This window comes from Calderihabitans maritimus (genome assembly GCF_002207765.1).
Taxonomy (GTDB): domain Bacteria; phylum Bacillota; class KKC1; order Calderihabitantales; family Calderihabitantaceae; genus Calderihabitans; species Calderihabitans maritimus.
Genome location: NZ_BDGJ01000142.1, coordinates 35,651 through 50,822, shown reverse-complemented (window position 1 = coordinate 50,822; position 15,172 = coordinate 35,651). Strand labels below are relative to the sequence as shown.

Annotated in this window: 15 protein-coding genes; 14 read left to right on the top strand and 1 reads right to left on the bottom strand. The window is 46.1% G+C overall.

Annotated elements, in window-relative coordinates:
* From KKC1_RS16350 to KKC1_RS11545, 8 genes are all read left to right on the top strand, one after another.
* A partial coding sequence (locus tag KKC1_RS16350) for an energy-coupling factor ABC transporter substrate-binding protein (protein ID WP_088554606.1) occupies window positions 1-273 on the top strand: 273 nt, incomplete at its 5' end.
* Entirely contained in the window at window positions 260-1,039 is a 780-nt protein-coding gene (gene cbiQ, locus KKC1_RS11575; RefSeq protein WP_088554605.1) for a cobalt ECF transporter T component CbiQ, read from the top strand. The genes KKC1_RS16350 and cbiQ, both read left to right, overlap by 14 nt.
* The gene (locus KKC1_RS11570; protein WP_088554604.1) at window positions 1,036-1,869 is read left to right on the top strand and encodes an energy-coupling factor ABC transporter ATP-binding protein; all 834 of its coding nucleotides are present in this window, start codon (window positions 1,036-1,038) and stop codon (window positions 1,867-1,869) included. The genes cbiQ and KKC1_RS11570 overlap by 4 nt, the downstream gene beginning before the upstream one ends.
* 144 nt (window positions 1,870-2,013) lie before the next feature.
* Window positions 2,014-2,637, top strand: coding sequence for a DUF1638 domain-containing protein (locus tag KKC1_RS11565; protein WP_088554603.1), 624 nt, complete (start codon window positions 2,014-2,016; stop codon window positions 2,635-2,637).
* 92 nt (window positions 2,638-2,729) lie between these two features.
* Window positions 2,730-3,434: a 4Fe-4S dicluster domain-containing protein gene (locus KKC1_RS11560; RefSeq protein WP_088554602.1), complete on the top strand. Its 705-nt coding sequence runs from the start codon at window positions 2,730-2,732 to the stop codon at window positions 3,432-3,434.
* A 193-nt stretch (window positions 3,435-3,627) separates the two neighbouring features.
* The gene (locus tag KKC1_RS11555) at window positions 3,628-6,033 is read left to right on the top strand and encodes a DNA internalization-related competence protein ComEC/Rec2 (RefSeq protein ID WP_088554601.1); all 2,406 of its coding nucleotides are present in this window, start codon (window positions 3,628-3,630) and stop codon (window positions 6,031-6,033) included.
* Window positions 6,034-6,047: 14 nt separating this feature from the next.
* On the top strand, window positions 6,048-7,094 hold the full coding sequence (holA, locus tag KKC1_RS11550; RefSeq protein WP_088554600.1) for a DNA polymerase III subunit delta: 1,047 nt from the start codon (window positions 6,048-6,050) through the stop codon (window positions 7,092-7,094).
* A gap of 18 nt (window positions 7,095-7,112) precedes the next feature.
* Complete coding sequence (locus KKC1_RS11545; protein ID WP_088554599.1) at window positions 7,113-8,018, top strand: DNA-methyltransferase; 906 nt, start codon at window positions 7,113-7,115, stop codon at window positions 8,016-8,018.
* 62 nt (window positions 8,019-8,080) lie between these two features.
* Here the strand turns inward: KKC1_RS11545 and rpsT are convergent, their stop codons facing one another.
* Window positions 8,081-8,347, bottom strand: a complete 267-nt coding sequence (gene rpsT / locus KKC1_RS11540) for a 30S ribosomal protein S20 (RefSeq protein WP_088554598.1) — start codon at window positions 8,345-8,347, stop codon at window positions 8,081-8,083.
* A gap of 189 nt (window positions 8,348-8,536) precedes the next feature.
* On the opposite strand from rpsT, the gene KKC1_RS11535 reads away from it, so the two are divergent.
* The 6 genes from KKC1_RS11535 (at window position 8,537) to hemW (ending at window position 15,043) form a co-directional block, all read left to right on the top strand.
* Window positions 8,537-8,866: a phage holin family protein gene (locus KKC1_RS11535; protein ID WP_088554597.1), complete on the top strand. Its 330-nt coding sequence runs from the start codon at window positions 8,537-8,539 to the stop codon at window positions 8,864-8,866.
* A 134-nt stretch (window positions 8,867-9,000) separates the two neighbouring features.
* Window positions 9,001-10,065: a stage II sporulation protein P gene (gene spoIIP / locus KKC1_RS11530; protein WP_192868217.1), complete on the top strand. Its 1,065-nt coding sequence runs from the start codon at window positions 9,001-9,003 to the stop codon at window positions 10,063-10,065.
* Between the two features lie 49 nt (window positions 10,066-10,114).
* Window positions 10,115-10,324, top strand: a complete 210-nt coding sequence (locus tag KKC1_RS11525) for a hypothetical protein (protein ID WP_088554595.1) — start codon at window positions 10,115-10,117, stop codon at window positions 10,322-10,324.
* Between the two features lie 87 nt (window positions 10,325-10,411).
* Entirely contained in the window at window positions 10,412-11,971 is a 1,560-nt protein-coding gene (gene murJ / locus KKC1_RS11520; protein ID WP_238134295.1) for a murein biosynthesis integral membrane protein MurJ, read from the top strand.
* A 101-nt stretch (window positions 11,972-12,072) separates the two neighbouring features.
* Window positions 12,073-13,881 (top strand): translation elongation factor 4, encoded by a 1,809-nt coding sequence (gene lepA, locus KKC1_RS11515; protein ID WP_088554594.1) that lies wholly within the window; start codon window positions 12,073-12,075, stop codon window positions 13,879-13,881.
* 22 nt (window positions 13,882-13,903) lie between these two features.
* Window positions 13,904-15,043: a radical SAM family heme chaperone HemW gene (gene hemW / locus KKC1_RS11510; protein WP_088554593.1), complete on the top strand. Its 1,140-nt coding sequence runs from the start codon at window positions 13,904-13,906 to the stop codon at window positions 15,041-15,043.
* Window positions 15,044-15,172: the final 129 nt, after the last annotated feature.

The window sequence follows — 15,172 nt, the reverse complement described above, 5'->3', positions numbered from 1 at the left end:
CTGGCGGTTATAATTGCTGCCCTGCCGTTAATGATTAATCCTCACGCCGAGTATGGGGGCGCGGATAGTCAAGCAGAAGGGATTATCATGGAGCTGAGCCCAGGATTAAATCCCTGGTTTGAACCGTTATGGGAGCCTCCCAGCGGTGAAATTGAAAGTCTTCTTTTTGCCCTTCAGGCGGCCATCGGAGCCGGGTTCGTATGTTTTTATCTGGGGTATTTAGTAGGAAAAAAGAAGGGAATGGGAGCCGGAGAAGGTAATGTTCAAAATTGACCAGTATGCTTATGCCAATAAACTTCTTTCTGTACATCCCGGCGAAAAATTTGCTTTTGCTCTGATTACCATGGCGGTAGGCTTAATATTTGATACCATAAATACTTCAATGATCATCATTATTATGATGTCGGGCGCAACGATAATCTTGGCTGGTGTAAGATGGAGATTGTACGTTAAATTGTTGAGTTTACCTTTGGGTTTTCTGATAGCGGGAGTAGCGGCAATTGCCGTGTCCTTTTCCTACCATGATGTTGATGTTGTTTCCGGTTTCACCGTAGGGAGATTTTTGGTTGGGGTGCAGCCGGGAGATTTATACTTGGCTCTCCGGCTGTTTTTCAAAGCTCTGGGGGCGGTGTCCTGTCTTTACTTTTTGGCTTTAACCACTCCTATGACAGATATAATTATCATTTTAAGAAAGCTCAAGGCGCCTCCACTGTTTGTCGAGCTTATGAGTTTGATCTACCGGTTTATTTTTGTCTTATTAGAGACGGCAGGGAGGATACATCTATCTCAGGCCTCCCGCTGCGGATATTTTTCTTTTGCTTCGACTTATAGGTCTTTAGGTGCGCTGTTGTCCAATCTATTCATCAGGACTTATTGGCGTTCCAGAATAAGTTTCACAGCCCTCCTTTCCCGGGGCTATACCGGAAGTATCAATGTGCTGGAACCCAGATACAGCGTGTCTTACAAAAATATCTTAGCCATAGCCGCAGTAGAAGCTTTACTTATTGTTCTGGGGCTTCACGGGAGGGGAATAATTTGAAAGAGTATATTTTAGAAGCCCATAATGTTTATTTTCAGTACGAAGACGGAACTGAGGCTTTACGAGGGATTTCACTTGGTATTGAAAAAGGCAAAAAGACGGTGGTATTAGGCCATAACGGTGCCGGCAAATCTACTTTATTTCTGCATTTTAACGGCATTTATAGGCCGGAAAGAGGGGAAATAAGGTTTGCTGGGGAGAAGGTGCTCTACGGCAAATCATTTCTTAAAAAGCTCCGCAAGAACGTAGGCATTGTCTTTCAGGATCCTGATACCCAATTGTTTTCGGCCAATGTATTTCAGGAAATTTCTTTTGGTCCTTTAAACCTGGGGCTTTCCAAGAAGGAAACTTATGAAAAAGTTTTCCAAGCCATGGAAGAGACGGGGATTACCCATCTGAAAGACCGGCCTACCCATCTTTTAAGTTATGGAGAAAAGAAGAGAGTTGCCATTGCCGATGTTCTGGCTATGGATCCCGAGGTCATCATTCTGGATGAACCTACCGCCTGGCTGGATCCTATTAGTACCCGGCAGACGCTAAAACTTTTGGACAAGATTAACGCCCAGGGGAAAACTCTTCTTCTTTCCACTCATGATGTGGACCTGGCCTACTCCTGGGCGGATCACATTATCTTGATGAAAGAAGGTGAAGTCGTCGGGGAAGGAACACCAGAAACCGTCTTTGCGGACGAAAATCTACTCCAAAAGGCGGGCATGGTTCGTCCCTGGATTTTAGAAATCTACGGTAAACTGCGGGAGAAGGGCTGGATAAACGGGACGCATTTCCCGCGAACCAAGCAGGAACTACTGGATTTAATTGAATTTGCCTAGTTCAACAGTAGGGTAAGTTGCTAGAGGTCGGTAACCTTCTCGATTTGGTTTCATATAAATATTATCGATTTGTAAATTATTTTACAGCAGGGGAGGTTTTAGTCGGGATAAAATTAGGATAGCTCGTAGAAGGTGGGGGAAGAGATGGTAGATAATGCTGTCTCGAAGGTATATAAGGTATATATTGTTTCTTGTGGCATTTTTCAGCCTGAGTTGCAGGAAGTACTGACGCAAATAATCGATGAAGGAATACTGAACTGTAAGGTAGAAGTTGTTTATTTGGCGGCGGGATTACACGTGAATCTGGATGACTTGATTAAGTCAGTATTGAAGACTGTAAGTTCCTTGAAGGATAGCCGTGTAGTTCTACTTTACGGTTCCAAATGCCATCCGGAATTGGACGAGGTATTAAAGAATTGCTCTGCAGTTAGATTTGCCCAGGCCAATTGTATTGAGCTGATTTTAGGAAAGAAAATGGAAGAACTCGATAAAGAAACAAAAAAATTTTACCTGAGTCCCGGGTGGTTGAAAAACTGGAAGGAAATCTTTAAGGAAAGATTGCAGTGGGACGAATGTGATGCCAGGCAAAATTTCGGCTCTTACGATAAAATTATTTTGTTGGACACCGGCGTCTGCGAATTCAAGGATGAACAAATTTTAGAATTTTTCGAATATACTCAGGTGCCCATTGAAGTTAAGAATGTTGACCTGAAAATTTTTAAAGAAACTATAATTGAAGCTATCCAAAAAGCACTGGCTTTGGGCTGAAGTTTCCTACAGAAATTTGAAACCAGGAGTTTAAATGATCCAAAGGTAAACAGGGGGTTTTGCGGTATATTAATGGGAAAGGAGAAATACAGATGGGCTTGACTGAGGAAGTCAAAGAGTATCTTTACTCGCAGGGGGCAGACCTGGTCGGAATAGCTGGCGCGGAGAGTCTGAAGGAGGCCCCGGAGGGATGCCGCCCCACCGACTATCTTCCAACGACAAAAAGTGTTATTTCCATTGGGTATGCGCTTAACCGGGGGCCGGTACTGAATTTGCCTCAAAGCCGTAACGAATATTTACTGGAATTTGAATGTGCCAACAGTACCCTGAACCATCTTGGGCACAAGATAGCCAAATTTATAGAGAAAAAGGGCTTTGACAGTATGGCTTTTCCGGCCACGGCCAGTATCGGTGACGGTGCCCGCCTACGGGGAGACATATCTCACAAACATGCTGCCGTGGCAGCCGGGTTGGGCTGCTTCGGAGTCAACAACCTGATACTTACCCCGGATTACGGCAGCCGTGTCCGGTTGGCTACGGTTATTACAGAGGTAGAACTTACACCCGATCAACCGTTCAAGGATAGCCTGTGCAACCGGTGCGGAAAATGTGTGAGAAACTGCCCGGCAGGAGCCCTTACCGGGTGGGAAGAATTATATACACCCGAAGCTGGATGGCGTATGGATAAGGAAAAGTGCTATCACTATATTTTTGTCAAGCTGGGTGGGCGTCGGTGTGGTATGTGCATTGCCGCCTGTCCCCTCAGTCGGGGCCTGAACCGGCCAGCTGGCAATTAAAGTGAACTACCAGCGTTAAGGACGGGTTTTTATTTTCTTAAAAGAAACTAGCAGGAAATTGCTGGTATATGTCGAAAAATTGATTGTCTTTGATAAAGCGTAGCCGGAAGCAATAGCTATCCGGTTTTAATTTTCTCTCAAGGTTAGAAGCATGTAGCAGGAGATTGCAAGGGCTTGCAGGGGATGAGGTTTAGTGGAACGGCCTTTGGTATTCTTGGTAGGAAGTTTCGCGACAGGTATATGGCTTGGTAATATACTTCCCTGGCCGGTTGAGGTTTTACTTTTTTTAGGGATCGCTTTCGTGACCTTTGCTTACCTTGGCTACCGCAACGGGTGGCGGGGAGTTATGGCCTTGGTACTTGTGGCTATGACCCTTGCCGGAGTGCTATGGGGACGGCTGGCGGTAGCTGAAAATTCTTTACTGGTTCCTTACGTAGGGAAACAGGTTCAGGTTGAGGGACAAGTGGTATCAGAAGCCCGCGTGTATGAAAAAAGGGTTGTTTACGATTTTCGGGTCAGGCAGCTTCGGGCCGAAAATATTACTTTTCCGTTAAAAGAAAAAGTCCAGCTCATAATTTACCTCGGGGAAGGTCCGGCGGAAATTTACCATTATGGGGATGTGCTGGAGGTACGAGGGAATCTTTCCCTGCCGCCGGAAGCTCGTAACCCGGGAGAGTTTAGTTACCGGAGTTACCTCAGGCGTCACGGGATTTATACCCAATTGAAGGTCTACGGGAGTAACGGTGTCAGGTGGAAGGGTAACCGGGTAGGAAATCCGTTAATCTGGGAAGCTTTGAAGGCTAAAGGGCGGGTGGTAACGTTTTTAACGGAACACCTGCCTCCGCAGCAGGCCCGAATCCTGCGGGCGGTCCTTTTCGGAGACAAAGAAGTTTTGGAAGACGGGGAGCAGGAACGATTTTTAAGGGCAGGGGTTATGCATATATTTGCCGTGTCCGGACTGCATGTAGGCTTTTTGGTAGCTTTGGTGTTGGGTGTATCAGGAGCTTTGCGCTTAAACCGGGGTACAACCCTGGGGCTAGTTTTCCTAGCCTGCCTGTTTTACGGGGCGTTGACCGGCTTTGCCCCTTCAGTGGTAAGGGCCAGTATCATGGCTGTGGTTGGAGTGGCGGCTTATTATTTTGGCAGAGAGAGGGATTTTTACTCCAGCCTGGCGCTGGCGGCGTTTATCCTGCTAATTTACAATCCATTATTGCTCTATGATCCTGGGTTTCAGTTGTCTTTTATCGCCACCTGGGGAATAGTATATTTTTATCCCCTGGTGGACGGGATGCTGGTTTGGTTCCCGTCCTGGCGCCGTTGGCTAGTAGTCCCCATAGCTGCCCAACTGGCGGTGCTCCCTTTGAGCGGCTATTACTTCAATACGGTTTCCTTAGTTGGGTTGGCGGCTAATTTGGTGGCGGCTTCGCTGGTAGGAATAATTGTTAATTTGGGTTTGGTTGTATTCATCCTGGTTTTCCTGTTTCCTTTTTTGGCTGAAGTCCTGGCTTACAGCGCCGGCGCTCTGGCTGAATTGCTGGAGACAACAGTGAATTTTCTGTCTGAAATCCCCGGGGCCGCATTGAAAGTGGCCACACCGGAGCCTTGGTCGGTAGCCGCTTATTTTATACTTTTGGTGGCCGGGCGGGAAATCTGGCAGCACCGTCATTATGAACAATTTAAGCGCTGGTGGGAAGAGAACAGGCAAAAAGTAGTAACAAGTATAGCGACCCTCTTGCTGCTTTCAGTTATGCTCCTGGTCCTTTGGGAGACACGCCCCGGTTCCCTGCAGTTGGTATTCCTGGATGTAGGGCAAGGAGATGCCATATATATAAAAACTCCTTCCGGAAAGCACATTTTGGTTGACGGTGGTGGCTCGTCTTCAAGCATGGGTTTTGAGGTAGGAGAGCAAATAGTGGTACCTTTTCTGGTTCGCCAGGGGATTAAAAAGTTGGACTTGGTGGTTAACACTCATCCTCACCGGGATCACCTGGAAGGCTTGCTGGCCGTAGCAAGGGAATTTCCGATATCTCTGGTGGTCATGCCGCCGGTAGAACCCAATGAGGAGTTGGAGGAATTTTTGACCCTCTTAAATTCTCGGGAGATACGGTATAATTTTGTCAGACGCGGCGACCGGATTGAAATAGATCCCTTGTTAACCATAGAAGTGCTTCACCCCAGCCATCGGCCGGAGGAGTTCCGGGAGAATCTGAATAACTACTCTCTTGTTTTAAAGATAAGTTACGGTGACAAGAGCGTGCTCTTGACCGGAGATATTGAGCAGGAGGCCATGGTCGAAATGCTTCAGAGGCAGGTGGACGTAGAAGCAGATATATTTAAGGTATCTCATCACGGCAGCAGGTTTTCTTTGCATAAGGAATTTTTGGAGCGGGTAAGTCCTGAGGTGGCGGTAATATCAGTGGGCAGGAATGTTTTCGGACATCCTTCACCTGAAATTTTGGACTACTGGAGAGAACGGCAGGTTCCCGTTTTTCGTACTGATCTTCACGGCGCTGTTATAATAGATGTAGACCGGCGGAACTGGAAGGTCCGTACTATGTTACCTCATTCGGAAACCGTAGCCTGGTTTTCTAGCAGATGAGAGGTGGAACTTAAATGAATTACCAACAGCTTTTAACGAAAATCGAAAAGAATGAGATTGCCCCTGTATACCTTTTTTACGGTGAAGAAAAGTTTTTATTTCAAGAAGTATTAGAGGCGCTAAAAAACAAGATTGTAACCTCTGGGTGCAGTGATTTCAATTATGATGTTTTAGACGGGTCGGAAGTCCCGGTGGCGCGCATTGTAGAGGCGGCCAATACCCTCCCGGTTTTGGCGGAACGGCGGCTGGTAGTAGTAAAGGAGGCGGAAATGTTTCGATCACGCTCTGCGGAAAAATCGGGGTCCAAAGATGAAGAAAAAATGTTGCTGGACTACCTGTCCCGGCCTCTACCGTCTACTTGCCTGGTTTTTACGGTAGAAGGGAAGGTGGACGCACGGAAACGCCTATACCGGGCAGTGCAGGAGAAAGGGGAAGTAGTCAACTTCCCGCTTTTGAAGGGGAAGGCGTTGAGTGCATGGGTAAAAAAGCGGGTAGAACAGCGGGGCAAAAGGATAGAATTTCCGGCGTTGCAATACCTTGTTGCGGCGGTGGGAGAAAATCTCTTTTTATTGGAGAACGAAATAGAAAAGATATGTACTTTTCTGGGGGATAAAGATATTATTACCCTATCGGACATAACGGATCTCATAAGCAAAACGGAAGAAGGCAATATTTTCAGGCTGGTTGATGCTATTGGTGAAAGGAAGACGGAAAAGGCAGTGCTCTTAATGAGAGAAATGCTTAACTGGGGTGAACCGCCGCTCAAAATCCTATTTATGATAGCCCGGCAGTTTCGTTTAATGCTGCAAGTTAAAGGATTATTGGAAAAGGGTTTTTCCGAAAAGCAGATTGCGCGGGAGTTACAACTTCATCCTTATGTGGCTCAAAAATGCCTGCAGCAATCACGAAATTTTTCCAGAGCAAATTTGGAAGAGGCTCTGCGGCGCATGCTGGAATTGGATATTGCCGTTAAAACCGGCCAGGGCGATCCTGTTTATCTTATGGAAATAGCTTTGTTGTCCTTAAATTTTCCGCCGGGAAGTCATGCGCGTAACGTTTAGAAAGAGAGGCGATAACTGTTGGATGGGGTTGCAGGGCACAATGAAAATAGTCTCGTGTTGATTGACAGGCCGGAAAAAGAGAGTTATACCTGCCGAGAGGTGCTCAATAAAGTCCTGCTGGGTGACGCCCTAACAGTATTAAGAAAGTTACCGGAAGAATCGGTGGACATGGTTTTTATGGACCCTCCCTATTTTCTCCAGTTACCTCCGAAAGAATTAAGAAGGTGGACAGTCAGGACAGTGGTTGAAGGGGTTAACGATGATTGGGACCAGTTCGGGTCTTTTGAAGAATATGATGAATTTATAAAAAACATTTTGCTGGCGATCCGCAGGGTCATGAAACCCAATGCCACCCTTTGGGTTATAGCTACTTACCATAGCATTTTCCGAATTGGTAAAATCATGCAGGATTTGGGCTACTGGATACTCAATGATGTTCACTGGGTTAAAACCAACCCCATGCCCAACTGGCTGGGGGTCAGATTTACCAACGCTACTGAGACTTTGATTTGGGCGGTAAAAGATAAGAAGGCCAAGAAATATACATTCAACAAAGAATTTGCTAAAGAGTTTGGAATAGGTAAAATTGGGGCCAATGTTTGGGTTTTGCCCATATGCAGTGGTCGGGAGCGGTTAAAAGGAGAGGACGGAAAAAAACTGCATTCTACGCAAAAGCCGGTTGAGTTACTGCGCAGGGTGATTCTGACCTCCACTCAAGAAGGAGACACCATCTTGGATCCGGTTGCCGGCGTGGGTACTACCGGTTATGTAGCTCAGGCACTGAATAGAAATTTCATTATGATAGAAATAAATCCTAAATATGTGAAAGGTATTGAGAAAAGGTTTGAAGAACCATTAAAACTGAAGGCAATATCTTCTAAAGACAAGAAAAAGGTCGCAGAATATGTGACAGTGGAGGAATAAAATTGAAGGACGAAAAAGAACCCACTTACGGGTTCTTTTTTCTGCTCAAGGGCGTCTTCAAATTAACTGGCACGTTCGTTCAACTTGCGGTACAATTTGGATTTTTTCCTGGCGGCATTATTTTTGTGTATGACTCCTTTAGCGGCTGCCTTGTCTACTAATTTTATGGCTCTGCGGAAAGTCTCTTGAATTTTTTCCTCGTTGCCCTCCGCTAAGGCTTCGTGAAAACGCCTGATAGCAGTTTTAACCATCGATTTGACTGCTTTGTTTCTTTGCGTACGTATGCGGATGAGTTTTACTCTTTTTTTGGCGGATTTAATATTAGGCATTTGCTTTGAAGTCACCTCCTTGCCCAAAAAAACGCCTCTGGTGGTATTTGCTCAACTAACAACGTATATTTTACCATTTGGCTGGACAATACGCAAGGGACTATAGGAAAGTTTTTAAAGTGGCTGGATTGTATATAATTTGCTGTTTTTGGAAATTATATGGATAAAATGGCTAGGAGGTGAGTTTGGATGATTGGCATGATTGTCCGTTTTGTTGTTTCGGCGCTGGTGTTGATGCTGGTCAGCTGGTTGCTTCCGGGTATTAATGTAGCCGGATTTACAGGAGCCTTAATTGCTGCGGTAGTAATTGCTGTTTTAGGCTATATTGTTGAGAGCATTTTGGGTGATAAGGTTTCTCCTCAAAATCGGGGTATTGTAGGCTTTATCACCTCTGCTGTAGTAATTTACTTGGCCAAATTTATCGTACCTGCCTACATTTCTGTCAACGTGGTGGGAGCTTTATTGGCGGCTTTAGTCATCGGCGTCATTGATGCTTTTGTTCCTACTGAGCTGCGTTAATTACAGGCAGCAAAGCGGCCTTCTTTCGGAGGCCGTTTTTTTATGTCGATTTAACAGAAATACTGCTGCTCTTATTTGTAATATTTTCCTGGAGATAAGCATAAAATTCAATGTACCCAAAGGGAGGGACAAAGGTGAAAGAGTTCAGGTGGAGGGGCAGATGCCGTATACCGGTTAGATGGTTATTTGGCTTAAAGGCAATAATTTTAACTGTTATTATTGTTTTTTCTCTATTAATTGGAATTAAGAGTAGTACCCTGGCCGGCGGCTGGAGGCCGGTACTGCATACAGCTGTTTTTAACCAGGAAAATTACTTAAAAATACTGACTTCTCAGCTCCCGGTTTTAACCATGCAGGAGGAAATTGAGTCCGGGCGGACACCGGAGGATTTTGTGGAGGACGCGGTCCGCGCGGTTGCCCAAGTGAAGGTGAACGACCCCAAGAGTTTCCTGCAGGCTCAATTAGTTCTCTTCAATACTATCCAGGGTGCTACCCTTACCGCTGAAGCTTCCGTGGCGGAAGAAATAACCGTTGAAAAAGAGGAAGATAAGGAAATAGCTGTGGTAGAGACAAACGTTCCCGTGCAACTGCCCTCAAATGAAATTCTGGTTGGTATTTATAACACTCATAATGCCGAAACGTATCTTCCTACCGATGGAACCGACCGCTTGGAAGGGAAAAACGGAGGGGTAGTCAAAGTAGCAGAAACTCTGCAGAATTCTTTGGAGGAGATAGGGGTGAGAACGGCACGTTCCGAGAAGATTCATGATTATCCTGACTGGAACCAGTCTTACGGAAATTCGGAAGAGACGGCTAAGAAGATGTTGCGGGAACATCCATCCATAAAGGTATTAATAGATATTCATCGGGACGCCGGATTGAAAGAAAAAGAATTGGTTTACATCGAAGGAAAACCGGCAGCCAGGATATTGTTGATTGTCGGCAGCGATGCCCGGTGGGATCATCCCACGTGGAAAAAGAACTGGCAGTTTGCCCTTAAAGTTCATCGGAAAATGGAGGAAATGTTTCCCGGTCTCTCGAGGGGAGTAAGGGTGCAGTCGGGGCGTTATAACCAACACCTACATCCCCGTGCAATTTTAGTTGAGGTAGGAAGTGTCAAAAACTCTTTGGAAGAAGCAAAACAAGCAGTTACATTTTTAGCCAGGGTTCTTAAGGCCGTGCTGGAGGAACTGGAATGAACCAGAAAAGGTTGGCAAGAAAAATAAACGATCCAGGGAGGTGCTCACCATGTCAGCTTTGAGGTTCTTCGGAGTGGTAGTTCTGGTTCTTTGGCTTTTGGTAGCTGGCTTGAACGTTGCATCAAGCGGTTTCGCCAGTTTAATGGGAGATGGTTCCCCGGCGTGGTTCTTGAAACTGAATTGGGAGAATCACGAGCTGAACGTGGAATTTATGGGAAAACAGTACCGGTTGGATGATTTTTTAATCAACCATAAATGAACCGAGGATTGATTATGGGAGCAGCACTTTTTAGGATCAGCAAAAAATGGTATAATAAGTTGGAATTCTTGCAGGAAGGGATCTGCAGTGGAAGGTCAACGAGTTGCGAAAGCCGCTGGACTAATTATGATTTCCATGGTAGTGTCCAGAATTCTCGGATACTTGCGCGACGTGGTTATCTACGCTCAGTTTGGACAGAACCGCATAACCGACGCCTACAATGCTGCTTTTTCGGTTCCTGATTTTCTCTATATGTTGTTGGTAGGAGGAGCTTTAAGCTCTTCTTTTATTCCCGTATTTTCCAGTTATATAGCGACTGAACGGGAAAAAGAAGCCTGGGAAATGGCCAGTATAGTTTTTAATGTTATTATGGTTCTCATGGTGGTAGGTATATCTTTAGGTTTGATTTATACACCGAAGTTGATCTATTTGCTGGTTCCCGGCTTTAATCCCGCTAGTTTGGAACTAACCGTTATGCTGACCAGAATTATGTTTGCCCAGGCCTTCTTTATGGCTTTGAGCGGAATGTCTATGGGTATTCTTAATTCCTACAAGCATTTCTTTGCTCCTGCTCTGGGTTCCGTACTTTACAATCTGGCCATTATTGCAGTTGGGTTACTGCTATCCCCTTTGTTGGGTATAGCAGGTTTTTCGGTAGGAGTAGTAGTGGGAGCAATGCTCAATTTTGGGGTGCAGTTACCCGTTTTAATTAGAATGGGGCTGCGCTACCGGTTTTCCTTTAACCTTACTCATCCGGGCGTGCGGAAGTTGGGAAGTTTAATGCTGCCGGTACTTATAGGTTTGTCGGTAACCCAGTTTAATCTATTTGTCAATCAAAATTTAGCCTCTACCCTTGCGCCGGGGATAGTGGCGGCTCTGCGCACCGCTCAACGCTTAATGCAACTTCCTATAGGCGTATTTGCGATCGCGGTTGCCGTAGCTGTTTTTCCCACTCTCACCTCTCAGGCCGCGCGGAAGGAGCGGGAACAGTTTAAACATACTATGTCATTGGGAATCCGGTCGGTTATCTTTCTTACCGTCCCTGCTGCAGCCGGCCTGATTTCCCTGCGCGTTCCCATAGTTCGCCTCTTGTTTGAGCAGGGAAAGTTTACCCCTCAGGCGACCCAGGCAACAGCTTACGCCCTGCTGTTTTATTCCTTGGGACTGTTTGCTTATTCGGCCATACAGGTTCTCAACCGGGTATTTTACGCCCTGCATGACACCCGTACTCCAGTAACCGGGGGTGTCTTGACCATTCTCCTCAATATTTACCTCAACTTCGTTTTGATTAAAAAGCTGGGACATGGTGGCCTGGCGCTGGCTTATTCGGTGGCCGGTATATTTAATATGATGCTTTTGCTGTTTATTCTCAAGCGGAAATTGGGAGGAATAAACGGTTACCAGATGTTATTTTCTTTTGTCAAAAGTCTTTTTGCAGCCTCGGTAATGGGTCTGTGCAGTTATGTAGTCGCTTCCTACATTGAGCAGGTTACAGATATTTCGTTGAAAATAAATCAAGCTCTGCAGGTGTTCGCGGCAGCAGGCGCGGGAATGATAGTATATATTCTTCTGGCTTTAATTTTCCGCATGGAGGAAGCGACAATGGTTATGGGCATACTCAAAAGGCGCTTCTCCCGGCCAGTGTAGTATGGGCTCCCCAGCCTCAATTTTTAATCCTGTTGAACCGTCAAACAAATGGTGTTATAATATCAAGGTTAAGAATGGATTGTCGGGAGGAAAAGCGGGATATGACTCAGCCTAAGTGGCAGAGTAACATTAGGAATTTCTGCATAATAGCACATATTGACCATGGCAAATCCACTCTGGCCGACCGCCTGCTGGAATATACCGGTGCCCTGGACAAACGGGAGATTACAGAACAGGTTCTGGATATGATGGATTTGGAAAGAGAGCGGGGCATTACCATAAAGCTGCAGGCCGTACGGTTATCATATAAGGCCAAGGACGGGAAGACCTACCAGTTGAACCTCATAGATACACCAGGACACGTAGATTTTTCCTACGAAGTTTCCCGCAGCTTGGCGGCCTGTGAAGGCGCCCTTTTAGTTATTGATGCGGCCCAGGGAATTGAAGCCCAAACGTTAGCCAACGTGTACCTGGCCCTGGAAAATGACCTGGAAATTATCCCGGTTATCAATAAAATTGACCTTCCCAATGCTGATCCAGACAGAGTCAAAAAAGAAATCGAAGAAATAATCGGGCTGGATGCGTCGGAAGCTATTTTAGCTTCAGCCAAAACCGGGCAGGGAGTGGAAGAAATTCTGGAGGCGATTGTTAACAAGATACCGCCCCCCGTTGGTGACGTAGATGCTCCCTTGAGGGCCCTTATTTTTGACTCCCAGTTTAATTCCTATAAGGGAGCGGTCCCCTATATTCGGATTGTAGAGGGTAGTGTGGCCAAAGGGATGCAGATCAAGATGATGTCTTCCGGTAAAGTCTTTGAGGTGGATGAAGTAGGAGTATTTACCCCCTATATGAAAATAGTGGACAAGTTATCGGCGGGAGAAGTAGGTTTTCTCACGGCCAGTATAAAGAACGTGAAAGATACCCAAGTGGGAGATACCATTACCGACGCCCGGAACCCGGCTGCTTCCCCGCTGCCGGGATACCGGAAGGCAACTCCGATGGTCTACTGCGGTCTTTATCCCGTAGAGAGTACCGATTATGAGCAGCTTAGGGACGCTTTGGAAAAACTGAAATTGAATGATGCCGCATTGATTTTCGAGCCGGAAACCTCGGCAGCTTTGGGGTTTGGGTTTCGCTGTGGCTTTTTGGGGCTTCTGCACATGGAAATTATTCAAGAGAGATTGGAGCGGGAATATAAACTTAATCTCATCACCACTGCTCCCAGCGTTGTTTATCGGGTCACGAAGACCAACGGAGAGGTAGTAATGGTGGATAACCCCACCCGGATGCCTCCGGTGGTTGAAATTGACTGCATTGAAGAGCCCTTTGTAAAGGCAACGATTATGACTCCCGACGATTACGTCGGTGCGGTCATGGAGCTTGCCCAGGAAAAACGGGGGCAGTATGTAAATATGAACTATCTCTCGGAAAAACGGGTGGTATTAGTCTATGAATTTCCTCTCAACGAAATAATTTATGACTTCTTTGACCGGCTTAAGTCCCGTACACGGGGTTATGCTTCTTTTGATTATGAACTGGTGGGCTACCGGGCGTCCGACCTGGTAAAGCTGGATATTTTGATTAACGGTGAAGTAGTTGATGCCCTTTCCTGCATCGTCCACCGGGAAAAAGCATACCAGAGGGGAAGAGACTTGACCGGAAAATTGAAAGAATTGATACCCAGGCAGCTGTTTGAGGTTCCTATTCAGGCGGCCATTGGAAATAAGGTAATTGCTAGAGAAACCATTCGGGCCTTGCGGAAAAACGTGCTTGACAAATGCTACGGCGGGGACGTAACCCGGAAGCGAAAGTTGCTGGAGAAACAGAAAGAGGGCAAGAGGCGGATGAAACAGGTAGGAAAGGTAGAAATTCCCCAAGAGGCCTTCATGGCCGTCCTGAGTTTGGACTAAGGTTTTGGGAAGGGGAAGTTATATGGCCATCGGGCTCTATGTCCACATACCTTTCTGTATCCGCAAATGTTTTTATTGCGATTTCTTGTCCTATCCCTTGCCGGAGGAAGAAAAAGTTGAACAGTATGTCCGGCTTTTAGTAAAAGAAATAGAGTTGCATGCCCGGAATTTGAGTGCCGGGCAGCGCAGGTTAAAATCAGTATATCTTGGAGGGGGAACCCCTTCCTGTCTGAGTGCTGCTCAGCTGGTTCAGATCTTGGAGGGCATACGTGCTTTTTTTGACTGGCCGGAAGGAATAGAATGTACGCTGGAAGCCAACCCCGGGACTCTTAACCGGGAAAAACTTCGCCTGTGGCGGTGCGAAGGGGTCAACCGCTTATCCCTGGGGGTTCAATCGTTTAATGCGGAACACTTGCTGAAAATGGGACGGGCTCACACGGTAAAGGATATTGAGAAGAGTTATTTTTCAGCTCGGCAGAACGACTACACTAATATTAATATAGACCTGATTTACGGGCTTCCCGGGCAGACCTTGGCGGATTGGGAACAAACTTTGGAGAAAAGCATTAGTTTAGGACCGGAGCATATTTCTACTTACGGTTTGAAGTTGGAAGCGGGTACCTTATGGGAAAAACTCTACCGTCAGGGGAAGCTAGACCTGCCGGCGGAAGAGACTAACGCCGAAATGTATAAACTCGCCCGGCGGATTCTCACCGGTGCCGGTTACGAACACTATGAAATTTCCAATTTTGCTCAACCCGGAAAACGTTCCCGCCATAACTTAAACTATTGGACCAACGGGGAATACATCGGCGCCGGATTAAGTGCTTCTTCTTATTTTAACAGGCGGCGTATCACCAATACCTTTTCTCTAGAAAAATATTTGGAAACCGTTAGGGAGGGTAAGATTCCCGTTGAATTTGAAGAAAAGATAGACCAGGACACTGAAATGGCGGAAACTATGATCCTGGGACTGCGGCTTTTGGACGGCGTTTCATCAGAAACTTTTGAACAACGTTTTAAATTAAAATTAGAAGAAGTTTACAGGGAAGCGATTGAAAAATTACAAGCATGGAAGCTGGTAGAGTTAAGGGAGAATTGCCTGAAGTTGACTGAAAAGGCTCTACCGGTGGCCAATACGGTTTTTATAGAATTCATATAAACATAAACATAAATGGCAAGGCCTGTTGGCTAAAGCAACCTGGCCTGTCTTCTGCTTGACAAACGAGTTCGGTAGTGGTATTTTTTAAGCAGATAATCTTAGCACTCACAAGAAAAGAGTGCTAACAAG

What these genes read in the sequence shown, in the direction of transcription:
- cbiQ (WP_088554605.1), top strand. Translation starts at nt 260, where the DNA reads ATGTTCAAAATTGACCAGTATGCTTATGCCAATAAACTTCTTTCTGTA.
- KKC1_RS11565 (WP_088554603.1), top strand. Translation starts at nt 2,014, where the DNA reads ATGGTAGATAATGCTGTCTCGAAGGTATATAAGGTATATATTGTTTCT.
- KKC1_RS11560 (WP_088554602.1), top strand. Translation starts at nt 2,730, where the DNA reads ATGGGCTTGACTGAGGAAGTCAAAGAGTATCTTTACTCGCAGGGGGCA.
- holA (WP_088554600.1), top strand. Translation starts at nt 6,048, where the DNA reads ATGAATTACCAACAGCTTTTAACGAAAATCGAAAAGAATGAGATTGCC.
- rpsT (WP_088554598.1), bottom strand. Translation starts at nt 8,347, where the DNA reads ATGCCTAATATTAAATCCGCCAAAAAAAGAGTAAAACTCATCCGCATA.
- KKC1_RS11535 (WP_088554597.1), top strand. Translation starts at nt 8,537, where the DNA reads ATGATTGGCATGATTGTCCGTTTTGTTGTTTCGGCGCTGGTGTTGATG.
- KKC1_RS11525 (WP_088554595.1), top strand. Translation starts at nt 10,115, where the DNA reads ATGTCAGCTTTGAGGTTCTTCGGAGTGGTAGTTCTGGTTCTTTGGCTT.
- lepA (WP_088554594.1), top strand. Translation starts at nt 12,073, where the DNA reads ATGACTCAGCCTAAGTGGCAGAGTAACATTAGGAATTTCTGCATAATA.
- hemW (WP_088554593.1), top strand. Translation starts at nt 13,904, where the DNA reads ATGGCCATCGGGCTCTATGTCCACATACCTTTCTGTATCCGCAAATGT.